The 21,231-nt window shown below is 52.8% G+C and carries 21 protein-coding genes; 6 read left to right on the top strand and 15 right to left on the bottom strand.

Annotated elements, in window-relative coordinates; all coding sequences use genetic code 11:
• Positions 1-52: 52 nt before the first annotated feature.
• From P9J57_RS06430 to P9J57_RS06400, 7 genes are all read right to left on the bottom strand, one after another.
• Positions 53-2,527, bottom strand: a complete 2,475-nt coding sequence (locus tag P9J57_RS06430; RefSeq protein ID WP_483279431.1) for a fimbria/pilus outer membrane usher protein — start codon at positions 2,525-2,527, stop codon at positions 53-55.
• A 42-nt stretch (positions 2,528-2,569) separates the two neighbouring features.
• Entirely contained in the window at positions 2,570-3,106 is a 537-nt protein-coding gene (locus tag P9J57_RS06425) for a fimbrial protein (protein ID WP_014605327.1), read from the bottom strand.
• Positions 3,107-3,181: 75 nt separating this feature from the next.
• Positions 3,182-3,757: a fimbrial protein gene (locus tag P9J57_RS06420; protein ID WP_013026604.1), complete on the bottom strand. Its 576-nt coding sequence runs from the start codon at positions 3,755-3,757 to the stop codon at positions 3,182-3,184.
• Positions 3,758-4,780: 1,023 nt separating this feature from the next.
• The gene (locus P9J57_RS06415; protein ID WP_015699796.1) at positions 4,781-5,149 is read right to left on the bottom strand and encodes a hypothetical protein; all 369 of its coding nucleotides are present in this window, start codon (positions 5,147-5,149) and stop codon (positions 4,781-4,783) included.
• Between the two features lie 56 nt (positions 5,150-5,205).
• Positions 5,206-5,739, bottom strand: coding sequence for an RES family NAD+ phosphorylase (locus tag P9J57_RS06410; RefSeq protein ID WP_029571443.1), 534 nt, complete (start codon positions 5,737-5,739; stop codon positions 5,206-5,208).
• A 321-nt stretch (positions 5,740-6,060) separates the two neighbouring features.
• On the bottom strand, positions 6,061-6,390 hold the full coding sequence (locus P9J57_RS06405; RefSeq protein ID WP_015699794.1) for an STN domain-containing protein: 330 nt from the start codon (positions 6,388-6,390) through the stop codon (positions 6,061-6,063).
• Between the two features lie 383 nt (positions 6,391-6,773).
• Positions 6,774-7,013: a hypothetical protein gene (locus P9J57_RS06400; protein WP_015699793.1), complete on the bottom strand. Its 240-nt coding sequence runs from the start codon at positions 7,011-7,013 to the stop codon at positions 6,774-6,776.
• Positions 7,014-7,278: 265 nt separating this feature from the next.
• On the opposite strand from P9J57_RS06400, the gene P9J57_RS06395 reads away from it, so the two are divergent.
• Positions 7,279-8,499 (top strand): L-lactate MFS transporter, encoded by a 1,221-nt coding sequence (locus tag P9J57_RS06395; protein ID WP_263751792.1) that lies wholly within the window; start codon positions 7,279-7,281, stop codon positions 8,497-8,499.
• Between the two features lie 32 nt (positions 8,500-8,531).
• On the opposite strand, the gene P9J57_RS06390 is transcribed toward P9J57_RS06395, so the two are convergent.
• The 5 genes from P9J57_RS06390 to P9J57_RS06370 all read right to left on the bottom strand — a co-directional run bounded on the left by P9J57_RS06390 (position 8,532) and on the right by P9J57_RS06370 (position 12,478).
• Entirely contained in the window at positions 8,532-9,407 is an 876-nt protein-coding gene (locus P9J57_RS06390) for an SMP-30/gluconolactonase/LRE family protein (protein WP_126843461.1), read from the bottom strand.
• Positions 9,408-9,874: 467 nt separating this feature from the next.
• The gene (locus P9J57_RS06385) at positions 9,875-10,156 is read right to left on the bottom strand and encodes a lipoprotein (RefSeq protein WP_014605322.1); all 282 of its coding nucleotides are present in this window, start codon (positions 10,154-10,156) and stop codon (positions 9,875-9,877) included.
• Between the two features lie 257 nt (positions 10,157-10,413).
• Positions 10,414-11,223, bottom strand: coding sequence for a G protein-coupled receptor family protein (locus P9J57_RS06380; RefSeq protein WP_013026612.1), 810 nt, complete (start codon positions 11,221-11,223; stop codon positions 10,414-10,416).
• Between the two features lie 9 nt (positions 11,224-11,232).
• The gene (locus P9J57_RS06375) at positions 11,233-11,685 is read right to left on the bottom strand and encodes a universal stress protein (protein WP_014605321.1); all 453 of its coding nucleotides are present in this window, start codon (positions 11,683-11,685) and stop codon (positions 11,233-11,235) included.
• Positions 11,686-11,692: 7 nt separating this feature from the next.
• Positions 11,693-12,478 (bottom strand): IclR family transcriptional regulator, encoded by a 786-nt coding sequence (locus P9J57_RS06370; protein ID WP_072138917.1) that lies wholly within the window; start codon positions 12,476-12,478, stop codon positions 11,693-11,695.
• Positions 12,479-12,628: 150 nt separating this feature from the next.
• Here P9J57_RS06370 and P9J57_RS06365 point away from each other — a divergent pair, with 150 nt between their 5' ends.
• The 3 genes from P9J57_RS06365 to ypdK all read left to right on the top strand — a co-directional run bounded on the left by P9J57_RS06365 (position 12,629) and on the right by ypdK (position 15,535).
• On the top strand, positions 12,629-14,230 hold the full coding sequence (locus P9J57_RS06365; protein ID WP_019106043.1) for an MFS transporter: 1,602 nt from the start codon (positions 12,629-12,631) through the stop codon (positions 14,228-14,230).
• 6 nt (positions 14,231-14,236) lie between these two features.
• Positions 14,237-15,265, top strand: a complete 1,029-nt coding sequence (locus P9J57_RS06360) for an HlyD family secretion protein (protein WP_105079364.1) — start codon at positions 14,237-14,239, stop codon at positions 15,263-15,265.
• A 198-nt stretch (positions 15,266-15,463) separates the two neighbouring features.
• A complete protein-coding gene (ypdK, locus tag P9J57_RS06355) occupies positions 15,464-15,535 on the top strand; it encodes a membrane protein YpdK (protein WP_006120362.1) in 72 nt (23 codons plus the stop codon).
• A 50-nt stretch (positions 15,536-15,585) separates the two neighbouring features.
• On the opposite strand, the gene alaC is transcribed toward ypdK, so the two are convergent.
• Together alaC and P9J57_RS06345 are read right to left on the bottom strand one after the other, a co-directional pair.
• The gene (gene alaC, locus P9J57_RS06350) at positions 15,586-16,821 is read right to left on the bottom strand and encodes an alanine transaminase (protein ID WP_013026618.1); all 1,236 of its coding nucleotides are present in this window, start codon (positions 16,819-16,821) and stop codon (positions 15,586-15,588) included.
• Between the two features lie 117 nt (positions 16,822-16,938).
• A complete protein-coding gene (locus tag P9J57_RS06345; RefSeq protein WP_483279430.1) occupies positions 16,939-17,463 on the bottom strand; it encodes a GNAT family N-acetyltransferase in 525 nt (174 codons plus the stop codon).
• Between the two features lie 265 nt (positions 17,464-17,728).
• On the opposite strand from P9J57_RS06345, the gene P9J57_RS06340 reads away from it, so the two are divergent.
• Both P9J57_RS06340 and P9J57_RS06335 read left to right on the top strand, forming a co-directional pair.
• Positions 17,729-19,399 carry a sensor histidine kinase gene (locus P9J57_RS06340; RefSeq protein WP_026021025.1) on the top strand — a complete coding sequence of 557 codons (1,671 nt, stop codon included), beginning with the start codon at positions 17,729-17,731 and terminating at the stop codon, positions 19,397-19,399.
• On the top strand, positions 19,396-20,124 hold the full coding sequence (locus P9J57_RS06335) for a LytR/AlgR family response regulator transcription factor (RefSeq protein ID WP_013026621.1): 729 nt from the start codon (positions 19,396-19,398) through the stop codon (positions 20,122-20,124). Before P9J57_RS06340 ends, P9J57_RS06335 begins: the two co-directional genes overlap by 4 nt.
• 53 nt (positions 20,125-20,177) lie before the next feature.
• On the opposite strand, the gene glk is transcribed toward P9J57_RS06335, so the two are convergent.
• Positions 20,178-21,143: a glucokinase gene (gene glk, locus P9J57_RS06330; RefSeq protein WP_014594240.1), complete on the bottom strand. Its 966-nt coding sequence runs from the start codon at positions 21,141-21,143 to the stop codon at positions 20,178-20,180.
• Between the last annotated feature and the right edge of the window lie 88 nt (positions 21,144-21,231).

The following is a 21,231-nucleotide window of genomic DNA, read 5'->3' as shown; positions in this document are numbered from 1 at the left end:
TTGCACCTTGTATATGTTTGCTTTCAGATCCCAGACAGGCTGCATGGGAAGGTTACTCGCAGGGCAGCAGCAGTTGACTGTCGGGGATGAGTGACGGAAGCGTTGCCCGGCACTGTGCCTTGTCGCCCCAGAACAGCGTCAGCACCTCGTCGGGTTTAACCCCTGAAATCCAGGCTAAGCCCGCTTCACTCACCATGCCTAACTCCTGATCTTTTGCATTGCGCACGCTGGCCCCGAAAGGAGGAAAAGTGCCGTCAGCCATCGCGACAGTCGCCACGACTTTCGCGCCCTTGAGCACGTCAAAACGGCGGAAACCAATCGCCCCTTCGGTCAGTGAAACTTCCGCAACGGGCGCGCTACTGATTTCGATGTCATCCGGCAACCGATTCACATCTACCTTGACCGTGGCGCGATAGTAGCCGGGTACGGAGGGTTCCACGGCCAGGCCAAATCGGTTGGTCATGCCATTACGGCCCACCGGCACATTCGCCACGCCATCAGTGCTGACCAACACTCGGGTGCCTCCTCTGACGCTGCTGCCATGGAGCGCGCCCCCTTCGCTGGTCGCTGTCAGGCCGCCGCTAATCGACAAGCCCGCTGAGGTATAGCCGTTCTGCTGCCAGCCCAGATTGGCGGTGATGTCTGCAGCCGTTCCTGTGTGGCTGTACAGCCCGCTCGCCTGGGTCGTGATGCTCTCGCTTTTTCCGCTTCGCGTTCCGGCCGACAGGCGATAACTGTCACCGTTTTCCAGGCGTTCATACCATCCTGCGGTTTGGCTGTAAGTCTGTTGACTCCAGTTGCCGTTGTAGCTGGCCGTCCCCTGACCAAAAGGAACACTTATCGTTAGCCAGAGCGCATCATCCTTACGGCCGTAATCGCGCGTTCGCACGGCGGAAACGGTGGCGGACAGATTGCGCCAACGGTTCAGATCGAAATAACGACTGGCAGAAAGGCTGTAACGGTCGGCACGCGGGCGATCCCAGTACGTCTGGTGAGACCAGCTCAGGTAGGCAGAAAGGTTGAGATCCGTAAAACTTTTGCTCGCCGTAACGGTATAAAGTTCTTTACTGCTGCCCGTTACGCCATTGCGATAGCGCGCGTCAAGGTACTCCGTCATGGTCATGTAATTGCGTTCGGAAAAACGGTAGCCCGCAAAGGTCAAATCGCTGTTGAAGTCGTCAAAGCGCTTTGAATAACTCAAACGGCAGGAACGGCCCTGTAAATGTCCCCTGTCCGGTAACGATGTTGCAGACTGGGTGATATCCGCTGAGAGCGCACCAAACCGGTAAAGATCACGAGCCACACCAATGGCCAGACTGTGATAGTCCGCAGAGAAAATACTCCCGCCATACAGTGACCAACTGTTAGCCACGCCCCATGATATTTCGGCGGTGCCAAATGTCGGCCCTTGCACATGGTGGTGGAAATCGGAGGGTCGCCCGGTGGCCAGCTTGTAACGCACCTGGCCCGGCCGGGTCAGATAGGGCACGGTGGCGGTGGTGACCTGAAAGTGTTGTACGCTACCGTCCTGCTCTTCCACCTTTACGTCCAGTTGCCCACTCACCGCACTGCTGAGTTCCTGCACGCGGAACGGTCCTGCCGCCACCATGGTTTCGTAAATGATCCGTCCCTGCTGGCTGATGATGACTTTGGCATTGGTGCGTGCAATGCCACTCACCTCCGGCGCATAGCCGCGCAGCCTGGGGGGCAGCTGGCTTTCATCGCTGACCAATGACGCGCCGGTGAAGCGCCATGTATCAAAAATATCCGATCGAAGATAATCCTCACCCAGAGTGAGTTTCGCCATAAGCGACGGCAGCGCGCGATAAAGGTAAAAGCGACTCCAGTCGATACGTTGGGTCGTGCCACCGCTGGAGCCGCCTGTCTTGTTGTAGTTAGCCTGCCAGTCGCCTCGCAAACGCCAGGGGCCGCTGTTTGCACCGAGCGTACCGGTGGCACTGGCTCGCTGTGACTGACTGCCGTGTACCGGACGGGTGAAGCTGGTATTGATGTTATAATCCAGCATTACCCCCGGTACGCCATTCTCCCAGCGTGAAGGCGGCAGCCAGGTGGCATCCTGATATTCGAGCCAGGCCTGGGGTACCGAAATATAGAGCGACGAGGTTGAAAGATCGCCGCGCAGCCTGACACCGTCCAGCGCGGAAAAATCAGCGCAGTCGTCATTATGGTCAAAGCTTATCTTTGCCAGCGCATCGTGCTTAAGACCGAGTAACTCAACCTGCTGAGGCGTCAGACAGGCCTGCACTTCTTCGGCACCTTTCTTCTCTTTAAACACCACCTCCTGTTCAATGATATTCCGCTCATTCAACCGAAGTGTGAGACTATAGGTACCCGGCATGATGTAACCCGCACGGGCGAAACGGGATAAATCAATATTATTTCGATCTTCGGCATCAAGAATGTCAGTATTAAATTCAACAGCGCGTGTATCGCCGCAATAACCCGACATCGTTATTAAAACGCTAAAAAAAAGACAATATCGATGTAATAGTTGTGGTTTACCCATTTACGTTATCTTTTGTTATAGCGAATCGTGCAAGAAAGGGATTTACTGATAACTCAGCATAAAACGTATTGCACCCGCCCAGTCGCCTTCTATATAGAATTTTCCATCCGGAACCACCTGCATAACATAATCAAACTGATGTTCATTCTGACTCAGGACAACGCTGTGCATAGGTATGCCCGGCAATGCCTGCTCGCCGTCACTGTCAGTCACTTTGAGTGCAATCCCTTTGGCCTCGCCCCTCAGCGAAAATAAAGAGGGCGCGTGAGAAACCGCCTCACCTGAAAAGGTGAACGCTATGCTTCGCCATTTATCTTCATCTCTAAGATCACAATTCACTAAGCGAATGGAAAATCGTTTTTCATTGAGCCCATTATTATTCTCTACGATATGCGGCGTAAGTGAATCGAACACAAATTCTTGCCAGACATCTTCAGTATGAATATTGCACGCCGATGTCAGAATCTGACCATTAACGTAAACACGGCCCTGCCCCTCATCTTTAATCGGGGACGCCTGGACAGTGAAATGGCAAATAAAAAAGATGAATAGCGTCAAACGCAAATAAACAATATGCATCCTGTTTATGCCTGTAGATAACTCCCCTACCCGGTCATGAGCTGACCGGGTAGGGGAAACGTTTGTGATCAGCTCTTAGTCATACGCTAACGTAAAGTCAGCAATCGAGGTAAACTCACCGGATTTAATCGCATTATTGTCGTCCAGTCCCTGCAGATAGGCAGAGAATGCCAACGTATTATTGCCTTCAATTAAGGTACGGGCTTCACTGGAACCGCCAACGGGAATAATTGCGCTGGACGCGTCGGTGATCACCACGCCCGCACCGGATGCGGTGCCCATAATGCCGAACTTATTATTATCTGTGGAGCCATCGGATTTTACTGCAGCCGTTCCACCGAAGGTCACTTTCACCGTTGGCGAGGTGATAACAGTGTTACCATTGCCATCGTCGGTGCTGTTCATGCGGCAGTTTTCCAGATCAATAGTGAAAACTTTTGGGCTGGATGTTCCTTGATCTTCTAGCTGTCGAGCTGAAATCTGGCCCAGTTCAACAGTTTGTTTTTCGCTGTCACTCCCGATGGAACATGCAGCATCAATGATATGACCATGGAAAGTGATTTTTCCCTGTCCCTGATTGGCCGCATGCGCACCTGTTGCGCCCATTCCCAGAGCAAGCATCAAAACCACTGCAACTTTATTAATTTTCATACCTATTTAATCCCGTTAATTGATTAATGCAATAACAAATAAATATCATCAAACAGATCAATATCTATTTAACAAATATTTATACATTTAACAAAAGCATAGAAATTAATTAAAAACACACCTTAAAACTGGCAAAGCCAATTATGCATTGGAGTTTTTGATTTACAAACAAAATAAAGAAATTAAATGTATATACGATCTTTAATACTAATTTAATCTTGCCGCAAAGTAGATAAAACCAGATAAATTTAAACTATAGTTTATTATCTCATTAAAGTGTAAAAATGTAGAATTAAAGATCGAAAAGTAAAATACATCAGAGTTACATATTAAGTGAGACGAATATTCTTAAGGGCATCTGCTTTCTTCTCAAAGTGATAACATTCCCAATATAGATTCGTGCGCGCACAGCACGCGTTCGTTATGATGACGCCCATGTCAAAAAATTATGACTTGATACAAACCACACGGTTAATAATTATTCCGGATAATATTATCCTTTTTCGAAATCATTTCATTGCACCTGACCTCCGCTTGTGAAAAATCCGATCGTTTCCAGCTCCGCCAGCGGCATTTTACCTGCGGATGTGATTTTAAGGCGTACCCTGCGCCGGGCACATTGCATGATGCCGCGGTTGGCGAAAGGCCGGTTTTATGACGACATAGTAAAGCCCCCAAACCACATTGATTCGTTAAAAACATTCATAAATAAAAAAATAGTTTCTGAGGGGCATGTTTACAATCTGGCAGGAAAATGCCGGTTAAAGCGCGTGACGTGCCGGGCGCAAATATCGGCAGGGATAGCGAGCATAACGTCCATCCTTTCTGTGATTTCCGGACACAGGCTTTAGTAAAGCTAAAGTAGGGTATTTTCGGTTAAAGAGTGGAAAAGCGTATAATTGTGAACGGCGTTATAAATATGAATTATGAAAATGGAAAAGCATTGCTTTTTTAGTTGTTTTTAAGGCAACTGACAGTGAAATCAGATTATCCATTTTGATCAAAACATTAATTTGTCAGGGTTCATCCGCGTTTACAGAGTTGCACCGCCACGCGATCCAGCGCGCGGTCATAACTGGCCCGCTCCGCCGCACTTAAAAACCCCTGGACTTTCACCCACCGGGCACTGTCTTTGCGCACCTGTGCAATGTCCTGCCACAGCGCGCGGGCTTCTGGCTGCGTGAGCTGGCGCGCTTTCCGGGCTTTGCCGATATCGGCCTGTAGGACATCGGCACGCATAACAATGTGCGCCTCACGCACGTCCGTCATGCTGCCAACTGGCGCCGCCATCAGCTGATGCTGCACATTGAGGTCGCATCCCGGATAATCTGGCGCTGTCGCCAGGGCCATTAATGGGAGGAGCGAGCATAGCAGCAGAGAAGCGGTTCTCATGTTATTCACCTGTCTGAAGGGTTTCAGAGGGGAGGTTTTCGGCTGCACTGCACCCGTTATAATCCCCATTTGGGGCCATTCTGTGAAAGCGTGATCGTAATGGGTTTGCCGCATACCGCAACGCATGGCGCATTATCTGTATTCCAGCGGAACAGACAGAGGTGCCAACCGCCGGGAATCATACGGGAACAGTCAATTATCCCATCGGCGCCTAATGCTCTTGCTCTGTCCGCATTTTCCCAGGCGTCCGGCGTTTGTCCCTGCTGCAGCGCGGGACGCCAGGGGCGATTCGATAGCTCAGGGATAATTCCCATTTGCAGACAACGCGCTTTATCCCGCTGATCGACAACCCTGGCCCCCATCACGCGTAGCGGAATGAGCACGCGCGGTAAGCCATCTTCCCGCATGTAACCTGAAACCGCGATTACAGACCATTCAGGCCTGGGGCTCATATATAACGCTGATTGCCCCTGCCGATGATAACGACCAGCACTTTGCAGCCCGGGCGCAGCGAGGACAGCCCGGGCATTCTCAGATAACACCGCGCGATAAAACTGGCCCGCAAGGGGCAAAAAAGCGTCAGGGTTCATCGTTCTCACCTTTTAACGTGCCCGTGAGGCATTCAGGCGGGTTAGCCTAAATGCTCTCAACGCTCCGCTGCGGGCCCCAGTGGTGTTTTTTGGCAGAGGGCGGATTGCACCGCTCCTGTGTACCCGGCAAATAAAAGTGACCGTCTGTTGAGCGTGGCGTGCCACCGGGACAGCCCGCCATCCCGCGTTGCCCGTTCTTTCCTGGAAGGCCACTTCCGCCATTGCTGTCCGCTCCGCCATGACCGGCGTAGCAGGCTGACACGGATAAGAGCCACACCATTCCTGTTAGCGCCGCTAAGTTACGCATATTCTTCGCCCTGATTATTCAACGGTGATGGTGTCCGGTTTTTGCGCCACGATGGTAAGTGAGGTGCCTTTAATCGCCTGACTGACCGCTTCCCGAATCGTCATGGTTCCCTGCACAGGATTGACGTGGACAGCGCCGGTTCGTGACAAGTCCGTCTCAATAAAACAGCCAGATGCATGGGCTAACTGCTGTGCCGTTTCGTCAAAGCGTGGGAAATTTATACTGTAAGTCCCTTTGACGTCACATTTACCCAGAGGAATGTGACCATTGGATGAAGGGCTGCATGCCGTAGCGAGGATAGCGAGTATCATTACGCCAAGGCACTTGAGGGGGACTGAATTCATAAACCTCTCCGGCAGGGAAAACAGGCATTCATTATTCCCACAACGGGTGGAGCCTGTCAGCAGGGGGAATATGTCTGAGTGTGATCACAGGTCCGCGGGCGTCTTTCATCCGATTCTTTGAACCGCTCCGTCCAGCGTCAGACTCACCAGAACGCGGGCCGCAGCATCGGGAAGCGCCACAGCGCGAGACAGATCAGAATGTAAATTGAAACGGCAGCCGGGTCGGGGAAGAGAGATCACTGGGGGGAGATGAGGAGGTCGATGCCATCCCTGGCTTTACCACGATTTTACGGTCAGTTTTCAGGTGTGCTGTACGCGTTACGATTACGCGCTGTGCGTTACGCTGAACCGTACCGGGCGTGGAGCCCTTTCCTGTCAGGGCCTCATGCCCATTGTTGCTGATGATTGACAAGATATTGTGGTTGATTGATCGCCTTGCGCGCAATCCAGTAGAGCAGAACTCGCTCATCGTCGCTGTCACGATCCGCCATTGACAATAATTTTAGCGCCAGCGTAGATTTCGTGACAGGCTGCTGCTCTGTGCTCAATTCGATCACTGCCTGACCGATAATGCAGCAAACTTCATCCTCACTGGTGATGGATTCATATGTCCGGTCTTTCATATTTCCTCCTGTTGAATGGACTTTAAGCCTGGCAAAAAAACACGCAACCTGCCGGTAAAAACCGCTAACCGTAACATTTACTTACGCCTACTTACCTGAACTCATCACATGGTTAGTCTGGTTACGTTTATCGGGCCTGCCATTCATGCCGCTCTCACGGCATTTCATTCCATTCTGCATTCCGTTCATGCTCTTTTCCCTCCCGCGCGTCAGGCATTTGTTTAATCTGGCCGCAGTTTCCAGTTTTCCTGTGGGAGTAAAAATAATGAATGAGCGACAACAGGCTGTTGGTCAGCGTACACGCTGGTTAACCCTTTTCGGCACAGTGATTACCCAGTTTGCTTTGGGATCGGTTTATACCTGGAGCTTGTTTAACGGTCAGCTGTCGCAAAAGCTGGCGGCATCGGTGAGCCAGGTGGCCTTTTCATTTGGATTACTGAGTCTGGGCCTGGCGGTAGCCTCTTCGCTTGCCGGTAAGCTGCAGGAACGTTTTGGTGTCCGTAAGGTGACGATTGGCGCGGGAGTAATGATGGCGCTGGGCTTATGGCTGACTTCACATGCCGATAACCTGGTCATGCTGTACCTGAGCGCAGGCATTCTGCTGGGGCTGGCTGACGGCGCAGGTTACCTGATGACATTGTCTAACTGCGTGAAATGGTTTCCTGAACGCAAAGGGATGATATCCGCCTGCGCGATTGGTGCCTACGGCCTGGGCAGCCTGGGTTTCAAATTTATCTGTGGAGCGCTACTGGCTGAGTTTGGGCTTGAAAAAACCTTTATTCTCTGGGGGGTATTAGCCATGACGATGATAGTTATCGGTGCGCTGATGATGCGCGATGCGCCATTGCAACGTTCGTCAACGGCGCAACATCAGGCAACCCGCAATTATACGCTGGCTGAGTCAGTGCGCCTTCCGCAGTACTGGATGCTGGCGCTGATGTTCCTGACGGCGTGCATGAGCGGGCTTTACGTCATTGGCGTCGCCAAAGATATCGGGGAAGGCCTGGTGCACCTCAGCACTCAGACGGCGGCTAACGCGGTCACCGTCATTGCCGTCGCTAACCTGAGTGGCCGGTTGGTGCTGGGCGTCCTGTCGGACAAAATGGTTCGTATCCGGGTTATTTCCCTGGCCCAGTTGATCGCTCTGACAGGCATGAGCGTATTACTGTTTACGCACATGAACCAGACCACCTTTTTCCTGTCGCTGGCCTGTGTCGCTTTCAGCTTCGGCGGCACGATTACCGTGTTCCCTTCCCTGGTCAGTGACTTTTTCGGCCTGAATAACCTGACGAAAAACTATGGTCTGATTTATTTGGGGTTTGGCATTGGCAGCGTGTTGGGATCGCTGGTTGCCTCACTGTTTGGCGGTTTTACCGTGACGTTCAGCCTTATCATGACGCTATTGGTCATGTCCTTACTGCTGTCGCTCACTATCCGGATGCCGCAGAGTCAGTCCGGGAGCGCGCCGCAGCTGCAACGCCAGTAATTTCAGAGGCCAGGACAGCCTGGCCTCCCTTTTTAGCCGCGAAACAGCGGTTCCGCTATGCCGGCCACGTCCAGCTCAACCGCGAAAATATCTCCCGATTCCGGGTAACGTTCCCGATCTTCTTTACTGAGATTTTCTCGTGAACTGGTGATATACAACGTCTTTAACTCGCTGCCGCCAAAGGCCACCATCGTTGGCCACTTAACCGGCAGCCTGATCTCATCGACGATTTCACCATTCTGAGGATGGATGCGCACAACCCGGCCGCCATCGAAGAGTGCCGACCAGTAAAAACCTTCGCTGTCTACCGCTGCACCATCGGGTAAACCGCCGCTGGCGTCAAAACGTCGAAAAACCTCCCGCTCGCCTGGTTCGCCCTGCGCATCCAACGGATAGCGGTAAAGCACTGCATTGGGCGTATCCGTGTGATACATCCATTGGCGATCGGGGGAGAATGCCACGCCGTTTGAGATCTTGATATCACGCGCTTTCACCTCAAGTTTCAGGTCTGGCGTCATACGGCACAGCAAACCGCCGTTTTTATCCTGTGGCTCCCACAAGCTGCCGCACCAGAAATTGCCCCAGGGATCGACACGTCCGTCATTGAACCGGCTTTTCTCCGCGATACCGGGATTATCAGCCACTTTTTTCTGTGGTTTGCCCTGCTCATCCAGCAGCCACACGCCACCGCGCAGCGCGGCGATGATACCGCCCTGTTCACGCAAGCCTATGCACCCTACCTCCTCCTGCTGAGGAAAGGTCGTCAGTTCGCCACTAAGGGGATCAAAACGATGAATCGCCGGTGCCAGGATATCAACGCACCACAATACCTGCTCCTTTACCGACCAAAGCGGGCATTCCCCTAACTCCGCCTGAAGTGGCAGAATATTTTTTACCTTGTAAGCCATGTTTGCCTCCCTTTATAGACCTGCTAATAATGTAGCTCCGATTTCCCCAACCGGGACAACGCTTTTCTTACTTGTTTTTAAGACAGGTCTTACGCATATTAGCGCTTATTCATCCTGTTCTGATTGGAATAGTCAGATTCTTTATCCGCCACCGCCCATTTTGAAATATAAAGAAATAATTATCGAAGTAACTCTACACTGGCTACATGTTTACTCCACTATTTCAGCGTAATATTTTAAGCATCGAAAAAGTGGAGATGTCGTATGAAAGCATTAAGTACCACGGTCCTGTCCACAGTATCAGCGGGTTATTTTATCAGCGGGTCAAAAATGATATCAGGGCAGGATAGCGACAGGCGGAGACAGGAAAGGATGTCCGCCAGATATGAGAAAAACTGAAGGGCAAAGATTTCACACAGCATAATATAAAAAAGAAGGTGGGATTCAATCCCACCTCGTTTTATTCGTTAACTCTTCACCGCGTAATTACACTGATACCAGGTTTTCTTCAGGCCTGGTATTGTGCTGTCCTGAGCAGGCAGATTTTCTACCTTATCAAAACCCTTATCCATGCAGTATTTCGCCACATCAATTTCCATGGCATCGCGATTAACTTTTGACGGATCGAAACGGTACTGAACCGTATTTGAGGAGGTGTCTTCATCGACCCGCTCAAACGCCCCGGGTTTGCTGGCGGTACAGCCGCTCAGCAAAATAAGTGCCAGTGCACCAATAAGTGTTTTTTTCATTTTTCCCTCACATTTTGACGCAGTGTAAGGTGCTGCAAAATGCGTATCTATAGGAATAGTACGCGACTGTCGCGTATTTACGAAGTTTTACCAATTGATTCAATACGGGTAAACAGTTGGCATAATGTGCCATTAAACTGCGAAACTGCATCTAACGAGAAACAGTCAAAGCACAACACCAGGTATGACTCTACTAATAAAAAGCCTCACTAAAAAAAGCCTCTCAATTTAGCCCGCGTTAAGCGGGCTTTTTTTGCTTATCCCTCACCAGAAAGCGCAATCATTCTACGAAGCAGATTCGCGGCCTGCTTGTCCGGGAGTGCGAGAATTGCACTGTAGAGATCGATGGACATGGCACACATTGAAGAACGGTCCACTGCCGTGTCTGCTGGCATATTGAGCTGCTGCAGCTTATCGCCCCATTTCTGGTATAGGCGATCAACAATATTCTTCAAATCATCCTGAGCCTGATCGCGATCCATCGGCTGTTCTTCCGCCAGGCTGTTAAGCAGCAAATATTCAGTGGCTTCCGCCTCTTTTTGGTTCAGCGCGGCCGGCAGCGTTTTTGCCAGATTCACGCCGCCCTTCACCTGCGGGTAGAGAAACTGAAAACAGAGGCCGGGATCGCGTTTATTTAGCGCCTGCATTTCTTCGACAGAAACGCCAATGTAATTAACGATGGCATGGTTTGACGCGCGCATCAGACGCTGATTAATCACATCCGTCAGCCAGCCTCTCAGCTCGCCAACGGCCTGAATCATGGGTTCCCCTTCACGCAGTTTGTGGGCGAGTTCGCGTGTCAGTAATTGCCACAGGGCCGGTTCCTGAGTACGCAATACCCGATAGACCGTTGCCTGCGCCATATAGTCCGCAGCCCGTTCGTAGCGTTTTTCCTGCTGTTGCTGAGGCAAAATCCACTTGAACAATAAAATATTCGACAGGATAAGCGGCAGGATAAACAGGACGATGCCCTGCCAGACGCGCAACCGGGTCGTTCTGACCAACATAAAAATGATAATCGCCAGCAGCACAAAGGCCACCAGCGTAATTAAAAGCAGGGAAGTCATACTACGTTGTTAATCCTTACGCACATCAATCAGTACCGGGCAATGCGCGCGTTCAACAACGGCCGCACTCACAGATCCTTTCAATAAACGGTTAAAGGGAGACAAATGGCGTCGCCCCATAATAATCATGCTGGCGTTTAACTGTTGCGACTGCGCCACAATCGTGTCCGCCGCTTCGCCGGCCAGTATCATGCCCCGCGCCTTGATTCCAGCCTGCAATAAGGGAGCCAGCGCATGGCGCACCACCATTTCAGCGGTATTCTGTTCATCCTGAGCCGCGACAAAATCCGCCGGATCTTCACCTGCATCAATATCGATAGGCTGGCTGCAGGATGAATAAGCGGGATCGATGCAGCATAACACCATCACTTCTGCACGATGTGCCAGCGCTTCTTCAATCGTCAGGGAAATCACTTTCTTCGCAACGGGGGTGTTATCAATAGCCATTAAGACTGTTTTCATCGGGACGTTATCCTTCAACAGCGGCGATTTTGCCAATTTCGCGAATCAGCGCCTGTTTACATTGCAGCATTTCCTCACGATAACGTGCCTCGTGTTTCTTAAAACGTGCCGTAGGCACCAGTAATGACACCGCAAAGCGGCCGAAGATCGTATCCAGCGCGAAAGCCATGGTTGAAACGCCTTCAAGCGTTTCACCGCGATCGTAGGAAATACTGGTTTTACGCACCTCGTGAATCATCTGCAAAAGCGCCGCCAGCGTTTTAACCGTTTTATCGGTCAGTTCGCGCCAGTCATCGCCTACCCTTGCCTGCACGTCGGCATCGCTTTCCAGCGCCAGCAACGCTCTGCCGCCTGAGGTGCTGTAAAGCGGCAGATCCAGTCCGATGCGCGGCACCACGCGCAGCTCGCGTGACGCCACAACATAATGCACAACCGCCAGCTGTGAGCCGCTTGCGCGGGCCAGCGATACGGTTTCATTGGTATCGGCAGAGAGTTTTTCCAGCAGGGGTTTCACTAAATCCACCACATCCGTGTTGACGCTGGACAGAAGTTTCAGCAAAGCCGGCCCCAGGCGCAGCCCACCCGCCCCGCTGCTTCGCACCAGCTCTGCGCTATCCAGCGCCGCCACGATACGTTGTACGGTGGAACGCGGCAGATCGACCACCTGCGCAATCTCGCCCAGACTCATGCCACTGGGATGTTCGCCTAAGGCATTAAGAATTTTTGCCGCCCGGGCAATCACCTGAATGCCGCCCGTTTTTTCATCCTCGCGGCTGGATGATTGATGAGTCATAGCGTCGTCCTTTTTGAGCTGACTTACTGTAACCCGAAAAGCGCACGTTTTACAGCATGTACCGCATTGCAATACAGCATATTGCCATGTAATATCGCCGCGCTGTATCGCATTGCAATACATCGAACCATAATAATGAGAGCACCTGCTATGACAACCCGGCCCGGCAATGCGCCGACGCTGCATCCCTTTACCTTGCGACTGGCATTAGGCCTGCTTGGCGTCTGGATCGCCGCACTGACGTCAGGCCTTAACGATCGGGTCAGTGATATCGCCCTGGCCGATATTCGTGCCGCGCTGGGCATCGGCTACGACCAGGGTAGCTGGATTATTTCTGTTTATCAGGCCGCCGAAGTCGCCGCCATGATGATTGCGCCGTGGTTTGCCGTGACGTTTTCCCTGCGCCGTTTTTCGCTGATCATGTCCGCCGGTTTTTTATTATCCGGCGTGCTGCTGCCGCTGATGACGAACCCTGCTCTGTTTATTGCCTTGCGCGTCGTGCAGGGCCTGTTTGGCGGCGCGCTTCCCCCAATGCTGATGACCGTCGCGCTGCGATTTTTGCCCCCTCCGATTAAGCTTTATGGCCTGGGCGCCTATGCGCTTACCGCCACGTTTGGCCCGAACATGGCCGCCTCGCTGGCGGCCTTTTGGACAGATGAAGTCAGCTGGATGTTTGTGTTCTGGCAGGTCGTGCCCGGCATGCTGATTGCCCTCGTATTGATGGCCTGGGGATTACCTCAGGATCCCCTGCGCACCGAACGGTTTCAGCAGATCGACCTGTTTGGCATGCTTACCGGCTGTAGCGGCATGGCGCTGGTCGTTCTGGTGCTCACGCAAGGCGAACGGCTCGACTGGCTGGATTCGCAGCTCATTGCGGCCATGCTTCTTGCGGCGTTGCCGCTACTGATTGTGTTTTTGATTAACGAGTGGTTTCATCCGCTGCCGCTGTTTAAGTTGCAGATGCTGAGGCGGCGTAATTTGATGCACGGCTTGCTGGTACTGGCGGGCGTGCTCATTGTGTCACTGTCCGGCTCGGCGCTGCCCTCAACCTATTTTGCTCAGGTTGAGGGGTTCCGTATTGCCCAGTTTGCGCCGCTGGCCTTAACCATCGGCTTACCGCAGCTGATTATCGCGCCCTTTATCGCCGCCCTGCTGAATATTCGCTGGATCGACTGTCGCTGGGTGCTGTCGCTCGGCCTGGGGTTGCTTATCGCCGCTTGTCTGCTCGGCATGCAGATCACCACCGGCTGGGCGAGAGACAACTTTTGGCTGATTCAGGCCTTACAGGCCGCGGGCCAACCGATGGTCATTTTGCCGGTCCTGATGAGCGCCACCAGCGTCGTTGCCCCGCCGGAAGGCCCGTTCGCCTCGGCGATGTTTAATACCGTGCGGGGATTCTCCAGCATCGCCGCCTCAACCCTGGTGTCATGGTTCGTCAGCCATCGTGAGCAGTTTCACTCCAGCATCCTGATTAATCAGGCGGCCAGCAGACCCTGGCTGATGACGGCCCCCGACAGCGGCCAGGCCAGTGGCCGCTATCCGCTTCTGCCAGACGGCAGCGCAAGCTCTGTTGAAAACCTGCGCGCTTTCGCTACCCAGGTCAAGCACCAGGCGCTGGTGCTCGGCCTGAGTGATACCTGGCTGCTGCTGATCGGTTTTGCGCTACTGCTGCTGCTGATCACTGCTCTGCTACCCAAACGGGTCTGGCCGCCACAAACCTTGATCCACTCTGCAACCTCCACGTCGGGATAACTGAATATGCGTGCTTTAGTAATGAGAAAAACCCTGCTGCTTTCACTGCTGCTGCTGGTTTTACTGGTGATGGCGCTGGCTGTCTGGGCGGTCATGACCCGTAACGATCATCGTACTAATGATGCCTGGGTGAATGCTGATTACACCATCGTCGCGCCAAAAGTGTCCGGCTATGTCGCCCATATCGACGTGAAGGATAACCAGCAGGTGGCGGCGGGCGAACGCTTAGCCACGCTGGACGATCGCGATTATCGCGTGGCGCTTGAAAGCGCCGAAGCTGATTTGCAGGTCAGTGAAGCCAAACTGTTGAGCAGCCAGGCACAGCTGGAGCAACAGCAGTCAGTTATTGCGCAGCAAAAGGCCAGCGTCGCGGCCAGCCAGGCCACGGCTCAGTATGCCGGTCAGAGTGCTGAACGTTATAACCGCCTTTATAAAAGCGGTACGGTGGCCGCAGACGAGCAGCAAAAAGCCAGTTCTGCACAGCGTTCGGCCACGGCCACGGTGCGCCAGAGCGAAGCGGCGCTGGCTGCCGCCATTAAGCAGGTTGGCGTATTGCAGGCGGCCGTCAGGTCGTCACAGGCCGATGTCGCCGCGGCGAAAGCCAACGTCGATCAGGCACGTCTGAATCTTTCCTACACCCGTATTGTGGCGCCGGTGGCAGGCATGGTGGGACAGCGTACGGTGCGGCTGGGGGCCTGGGTTTCCGCTGGCACGCGTCTGCTGGCGGTTGTACCGCTGCAGCAAACCTATATCACAGCCAACTATCTGGAAACGCAGTTGAAAGATGTTCGCCCCGGGCAACCCGTGCGCATCAAAGTGGATGCGTTACCCGATCAGGTCTTTACCGGCCATGTTGACAGCATTGCACCCGCGACGGGCGCGACATTCTCGGCGATTTCTCCCGACAATGCGACCGGCAACTACACTAAGATCGTTCAGCGCTTGCCGGTGAAAATTGTGCTGGATAAAGGGCAGCCGAATCTGGCCCAGTTACGTGTCGGGATGTCCGCCGTTCCGGAAATTAACACTCAGTAAAAAATGTGAACAAACTCTCAGAACCAAACTATTTCTTTTCGGTCTGAATACGCGTAGATTAGCCCCGATCCTGTACTGAGTTATTCAGTTCGTCCGGGAAACCGTTGACCGTTGACCTGAACGGCGGCCTTATCCCTTCTGTCCGCGTTGCGCTGGATCGGGATCGCCAATATCGTAACCGCTCAGAGGAGTTCGTGTGTGAAATATGCATTGATGGGAATTTCTTTCTTCGTACTGCTTTGGGTCGGCACCTTTGTGCTGATGCTGTAGTTTTTGCAAGCAGTCCGTAGGGGGCGACAGACGGTCGCCCCAGTGGCGTACTATATTTGTTCTTCCATGCTTTTCACGCTGCCTGGCAGAATGCCGTCAGCACGAAACATCGCTTTAATCCCTCTTACTGCCTGACGAATACGATCGCTGTTTTCAATCAGCGCAAAGCGGACATGCGTGTCACCGTAATCACCAAATCCCACGCCTGGCGAGACGCAGACTTTCGCCTCCTGCAGCATATGCTTGGCAAATTCCAGTGAACCGAGATGAGCGTAGTGGTCAGGTATTTTTGCCCACACGTACATAGAGGCTTTAGGAATATCAACCATCCAGCCCGCTTCGTGGAGCCCTTTTACCAGCACATCGCGACGGCGTTTATATTGCTCGGCAATATCACGCACGCATTGCTGATCGCCTTCCAGCGCCGCAATCGCCGCCACCTGCAAGGGCGTAAAAGTCCCGTAATCGTGATAGCTCTTGATACGTGCCAGCGCAGCGACCAGTTCTTTGTTGCCGACCATAAAGCCAATGCGCCAGCCTGCCATGTTGTAGCTTTTAGACAGGGTAAAGAATTCGACTGCCACATCGCGTGCACCCGGCACCTGCATGATAGAAGGCGCTTTCCAGCCGTCATAAACGATATCGGCATAAGCCAGATCGTGGATCACCAGGACGTTATACTGCTTCGCCAGCGCAATCACGCGTTCGAAAAAGTCCAGTTCGACGCATTGAGACGTCGGATTCGAGGGAAAGCCCAGTACCATCATCTTGGGTTTGGGATAGCTTTCCCGGATGGCACGCTCCAGCTCATTGAAAAAATCAATGCCTTCCACCAGCGGTACAGAACGCACCTGGGCACCGGCGATCACTGCGCCGTAGATATGAATAGGATAACTGGGGTTAGGCACCAGCACCGTGTCGCCGTGATCGAGCGTTGCCAGCATCAGGTGGGCCAGGCCTTCTTTGGAGCCAATCGTGACGATAGCTTCAGATTCCGGATCGATATCAACCTGATAACGCTCTTCATACCAGCGTGAAATCGCGCGGCGCAGACGAGGAATTCCCCGCGACGTCGAGTAACCGTGCGTATCTTCGCGTTGCGCCACCTGGCACAGTTTTTCTACGATATGAGGCGGCGTCGCCCCATCAGGATTGCCCATTGAAAGATCAATGATGTCTTCACCGCGCCGACGCGCAGCCATCTTCAGTTCAGCGGTGATGTTAAATACGTAAGGCGGCAGGCGTTCAATGCGTGAGAAACGACGGGTTGTGCTGTTATCAGCCATGATATCCTCTGGAAAACGTTAGCGCCCGGACCGTCCGAGCGACGCTGGTCACTGCGGTGACCACAACAAGAACATAACGTGCCAATAACAACTTTGTCGATAGGAGCAGAAAATTTTTTATATTTGCGGATGGAGTCGCTCAAGCAGCCAGTCATTCACCCAGCGGTCATTTAACAGATAATTATGTTGTAGTGTGCGCTGTAGCGTGAAGCCATTTTTTTCCAGAATCCGACGTGATGCCCAGTTCCCCTCTACCACCATCGCCTTGAGTTTGAGGAAATCAGCATCAAACAAACACTCACACAGTGCCTCCAGGGCTTCACTGCCAAAGCCCCGGCCACAGTGGCGTTGCAGCAGCATGTAGCCGATCTCGGCCTGGCGGGCAGGCTGCCACTCAGGCGTGCAGCCCAGTAGGCCAATGGCCTCTCCGCTATCGCGCCGCCTGACGACCAGACACAACATGTGAAAGCTGCCCACCTGCCAGGGTGCCAGACGTTGGGTGAAACGTTCGCGAATATCATCTTCGTCGGGAATGTCACTCACCCACTTCATCGTATCGCGATCTTCATGCACAGCCCTGAACAGTTGCCAGTCTTCAGGGCGTAATGTCGTTAGCGTCAAACGTGAAGTCATTACCTGCATACTCTACTCCCGAGCGAGGGCTTAAACGAGGATAACGGCGCGAATCACCTTGTCAGGCGTCCGCGCCCTGCCCCAAATTCAGCGAGGAATAATCTGTTCCCCTTTAATGCACTCAACATTTCCGCTTTTCCCTGTTTTAGATAAATTGATCTAAAACATGAACAGCCGCGCTGACCGTCAGGCATGCTGGCGCATCATCATCACATTTTTTATCATAGCGTTCTTTAACATAGCTGAAGAGTCGCCTGTGACTTCACACTTTAACATGCTCCTCGCCGTCTTTGATCGCGCCGCGCTGATGCTGATCTGCCTGTTTTTTTTGACGCGAACCCGGCCTTTTCGTCAGCTGTTACAAAAGGATGAGCATACCTCGCTGGAAAAAGCCGCCGTCATTGCGATTTTTTCCCTGTTCGCCCTATTCAGTACCTGGTCAGGCGTTAACGTGGAGGGATCACTGCTTAACGTGCGGGTGATTGCGGTGATGGCGGGCGGCATTCTCTTTGGCCCCTGGGTGGGAATTGCCACAGGCGTGATTGCCGGCCTGCACCGCTTTCTGATTGATGTTCATGGCGTTACCTCTGTGCCTTGCCTGATCACCAGCATCATAGCCGGGATCGTCGCGGGGGGAATCAACCGTCGGGTGCAGCGCGAACGGCGCTGGTTGGTAGGGATTCTGGGCGGTATGTTTTGTGAAAGTCTGACGATGCTGCTGATTGTGCTATGGGCCAAACCTGTCGCGCTGGGGCTGGCGATTGTGTCTGAAATCGCCCTGCCGATGATTCTCGGTGCCTCCAGCATTGGCTTAATCGTGTTGCTGGTGCAGAGCGTAGAGGGCGAGAAAGAGGCCATTGCAGCGCGTCAGGCCAAGCTGGCGCTGGATATTGCTAACCAGACGCTGCCGCTCTTCAGGCAGGTGAACAGCGATTCACTTCGCAACATTTGCGATATTATCCGGCGGGAAATCAAAGCGGATGCCGTCGCCATGACCAATAAACAGAAGATTTTGGCCTATGTTGGCTATGGCGAGCACAACTATCAGCACGGCGATGACGGTATCAGCCCCACCACGGCTCAGGCGATTCACAGCGGAAAAATCATCATTAAAAACAATGATGAAGCCCATCGGACAAAAGACATTCATTCAATGATCGTCATTCCACTGCGGGAAAAAGGACAGGTTACCGGCACCTTAAAAATCTACTATCGCCGTGCGTACCGTATCACGGGTTCACTAAAAGAGATGGCCGTGGGCCTGTCGCAGATTATCTCCACCCAGCTTGAAGTTTCCCGCACCGAGCAGCTGCGAGAGATGGCCAATAAAGCGGAACTGCGTGCGCTCCAGAGTAAAATAAATCCGCATTTCCTGTTTAATGCGCTCAATGCGATTTCATCTTCTATCCGCCTTAATCCGGATACGGCGCGTCAGTTGGTCATTAACTTATCGCGTTATCTGCGTTACAACCTCGAACTGAATGACGATGAGCTGATCGATATTAAAAAAGAGCTGTGGCAGGTAAAGGATTACATCGCCATTGAACAGGCTCGCTTCGGCGACAAGCTGACGATGATTTATGACGTGGATGAGGATTTGCATTTCTCGCTGCCCAGCCTGCTGATTCAGCCGTTGGTCGAAAACGCCATCGTGCATGGCATTCAACCCTGTAAAGGCAAAGGCGTGGTCACGCTGAGCGTGCGCGATTTGGGCGACAAGGTCCGCATTGCCGTGCGGGATACAGGACAAGGCATCAGCGATGAGGTGATCGACAAGGTCGCGCGCAACGACATGCCGGGCAATAAAATCGGTCTGTTAAACGTGCATCACCGGGTCAAATTGCTTTCGGGCCAGGGGCTGCATATCGTGCGTCATCAACCCGGCACAGAGATTGCCTTTACGCTGGGCAAAAACGGACAGCCACTGGTGGGGAATCTTGCATGAAAGCCATCATCGTAGAGGATGAATTCCTTGCCCAGCAAGAGCTGAGCTGGATGATTCAGCAGCACAGTAAAATTGACATTGAAGCCTGCTTTGATGACGGACTCGACGTGCTGAAATATCTGCAACAGCACCGGGTTGATGTGATCTTTCTCGACATTAATATCCCGTCTCTGGATGGCATGTTACTGGCGCAGAATATCCATCAGTTCGTTCACAAGCCGCTCATTGTCTTTATTACCGCCTGGAAAGAGCATGCGGTCGAGGCCTTTGAGCTGGAAGCATTTGACTATATTCTCAAGCCCTATCATGAGTCACGTATTATCACGATGCTCAACAAGCTGGAAGCCAGCTGGCAACAGCAGCATACGATTACCCAGGCACCGAGTGCGCAACATGCCCTCACGGTTAACCTGATCAAAGATGAGCGCATCATCGTGACCGACGTAAACGATATTTACTACGTTGAAGCCCACGAAAAATTAACCTTCGTGTATACGCGCCGCGAAGATTACGTGATGTCGATGAACATCAGCGAATTTTGCGCACGCCTGCCTGAACAGCAATTCTTTCGCTGTCACCGCTCGTACTGCGTCAACCTGAATAAGATCAGAGAGATTGAACCCTGGTTCAATAATACTTATCTGCTGAAGCTAAGGGACAAGGATTTTCAGGTGCCGGTCAGTCGTAGCAAGGTCAAAACCTTCCGGCTGCTCATGCGCTTGTAGGGGAAGGGCGGAATGGACACAGCCCTTCCCACCGGGAAGGGCAACGGCAGGCATTAGATAATGCGGCCCAGCGTTTGGCGCAGGTGCGCGCCAGCGCCTAATAATCCGGGTTGATCGTGGGTGATCATATAGACCGGAATCGTGGCGACATAATCGCGAAAGCGCCCTTTGTCTTCGAAGGCCGCCCGGAAGCCCGACGATTTGAAGAACTCCAGGAAGCGCGGCACGATACCGCCCGCGATGTACACTCCACCGAAGGTGCCAAGGTTCAGGGCCAGGTTACCGCCGAAACGTCCCATAATCACGCAGAACAGCGACAGTGCACGACGGCAGTCGGTGCAGCTGTCAGCAAGCGCACGCTCACTCACTTCTTTGGGCTTGAGATTTTCGGGTACGCGATGATCGACTTTCACAATCGCCCGATAGAGATTGACCAGCCCCGCGCCGGACAGAACACGCTCGGCCGACACATGGCCTAGCTCTTCCCGCAACACTTCGAGGATTTGATCTTCTTCTTCGCTGTTGGCCGCAAAGTCAACGTGGCCGCCTTCGCCGGGCAGACTGACCCAACGCTTATCAACATGGACCAGATGACTCACGCCCAGCCCGGTACCCGCGCCGTAAATGGCCACAGGCTTATCCTTGATCGGCTCTTTGCCACCAAACTGAATGACATGTTCCGCACCCAGCATAGGGATGGCCATGGAAACCGCTGTGAAGTCGTTAATAATTTCCAGGTGTTCAAAACCGATGTTTTCTTTCAGCTTTTTGGTCGAAAATGCCCAGTCGTGGTTGGTCATCTCAACCCAGTCATCGGTAATCGGGCAGGCAATGGCGATACAACCGTCTTTGATATCCTGCTTTTGTTCATCAAGATAGTGGCGGATGACGGCTTCGAGGCTGTCGTAGTCTGATGTTGCGAATGTTTTGGCCTGGGAGATGCTGCCGTTTTCCACCTCACACAAAGCGAGACGGGCATTGGTGCCGCCGACATCGCCGACCAAGGCATAAGTTGTCATTCTTCTGGTGCTCCGCTTGGGGGTCTTAAAGAGTTGGAGGACACTATAAAATCCTGCCGATAAAACAACAACGCTCACCGAAGTTATT

The sequence above is a fragment of the Pantoea sp. nfd-35 genome (assembly GCF_056892255.1).
The sequence above is the reverse complement of the archived record's forward strand: the minus strand, read 5'-3'. Positions and strand labels throughout refer to the sequence as shown.

What these genes read in the sequence shown, in the direction of transcription:
- P9J57_RS06430 (WP_483279431.1), bottom strand. Translation starts at nt 2,527, where the DNA reads ATGGGTAAACCACAACTATTACATCGATATTGTCTTTTTTTTAGCGTT.
- P9J57_RS06425 (WP_014605327.1), bottom strand. Translation starts at nt 3,106, where the DNA reads ATGCATATTGTTTATTTGCGTTTGACGCTATTCATCTTTTTTATTTGC.
- P9J57_RS06420 (WP_013026604.1), bottom strand. Translation starts at nt 3,757, where the DNA reads ATGAAAATTAATAAAGTTGCAGTGGTTTTGATGCTTGCTCTGGGAATG.
- P9J57_RS06415 (WP_015699796.1), bottom strand. Translation starts at nt 5,149, where the DNA reads ATGAGAACCGCTTCTCTGCTGCTATGCTCGCTCCTCCCATTAATGGCC.
- P9J57_RS06410 (WP_029571443.1), bottom strand. Translation starts at nt 5,739, where the DNA reads ATGAACCCTGACGCTTTTTTGCCCCTTGCGGGCCAGTTTTATCGCGCG.
- P9J57_RS06405 (WP_015699794.1), bottom strand. Translation starts at nt 6,390, where the DNA reads ATGAATTCAGTCCCCCTCAAGTGCCTTGGCGTAATGATACTCGCTATC.
- P9J57_RS06400 (WP_015699793.1), bottom strand. Translation starts at nt 7,013, where the DNA reads ATGAAAGACCGGACATATGAATCCATCACCAGTGAGGATGAAGTTTGC.
- P9J57_RS06395 (WP_263751792.1), top strand. Translation starts at nt 7,279, where the DNA reads ATGAATGAGCGACAACAGGCTGTTGGTCAGCGTACACGCTGGTTAACC.
- P9J57_RS06390 (WP_126843461.1), bottom strand. Translation starts at nt 9,407, where the DNA reads ATGGCTTACAAGGTAAAAAATATTCTGCCACTTCAGGCGGAGTTAGGG.
- P9J57_RS06385 (WP_014605322.1), bottom strand. Translation starts at nt 10,156, where the DNA reads ATGAAAAAAACACTTATTGGTGCACTGGCACTTATTTTGCTGAGCGGC.
- P9J57_RS06380 (WP_013026612.1), bottom strand. Translation starts at nt 11,223, where the DNA reads ATGACTTCCCTGCTTTTAATTACGCTGGTGGCCTTTGTGCTGCTGGCG.
- P9J57_RS06375 (WP_014605321.1), bottom strand. Translation starts at nt 11,685, where the DNA reads ATGAAAACAGTCTTAATGGCTATTGATAACACCCCCGTTGCGAAGAAA.
- P9J57_RS06370 (WP_072138917.1), bottom strand. Translation starts at nt 12,478, where the DNA reads ATGACTCATCAATCATCCAGCCGCGAGGATGAAAAAACGGGCGGCATT.
- P9J57_RS06365 (WP_019106043.1), top strand. Translation starts at nt 12,629, where the DNA reads ATGACAACCCGGCCCGGCAATGCGCCGACGCTGCATCCCTTTACCTTG.
- P9J57_RS06360 (WP_105079364.1), top strand. Translation starts at nt 14,237, where the DNA reads ATGCGTGCTTTAGTAATGAGAAAAACCCTGCTGCTTTCACTGCTGCTG.
- alaC (WP_013026618.1), bottom strand. Translation starts at nt 16,821, where the DNA reads ATGGCTGATAACAGCACAACCCGTCGTTTCTCACGCATTGAACGCCTG.
- P9J57_RS06345 (WP_483279430.1), bottom strand. Translation starts at nt 17,463, where the DNA reads ATGCAGGTAATGACTTCACGTTTGACGCTAACGACATTACGCCCTGAA.
- P9J57_RS06340 (WP_026021025.1), top strand. Translation starts at nt 17,729, where the DNA reads ATGCTCCTCGCCGTCTTTGATCGCGCCGCGCTGATGCTGATCTGCCTG.
- P9J57_RS06335 (WP_013026621.1), top strand. Translation starts at nt 19,396, where the DNA reads ATGAAAGCCATCATCGTAGAGGATGAATTCCTTGCCCAGCAAGAGCTG.
- glk (WP_014594240.1), bottom strand. Translation starts at nt 21,143, where the DNA reads ATGACAACTTATGCCTTGGTCGGCGATGTCGGCGGCACCAATGCCCGT.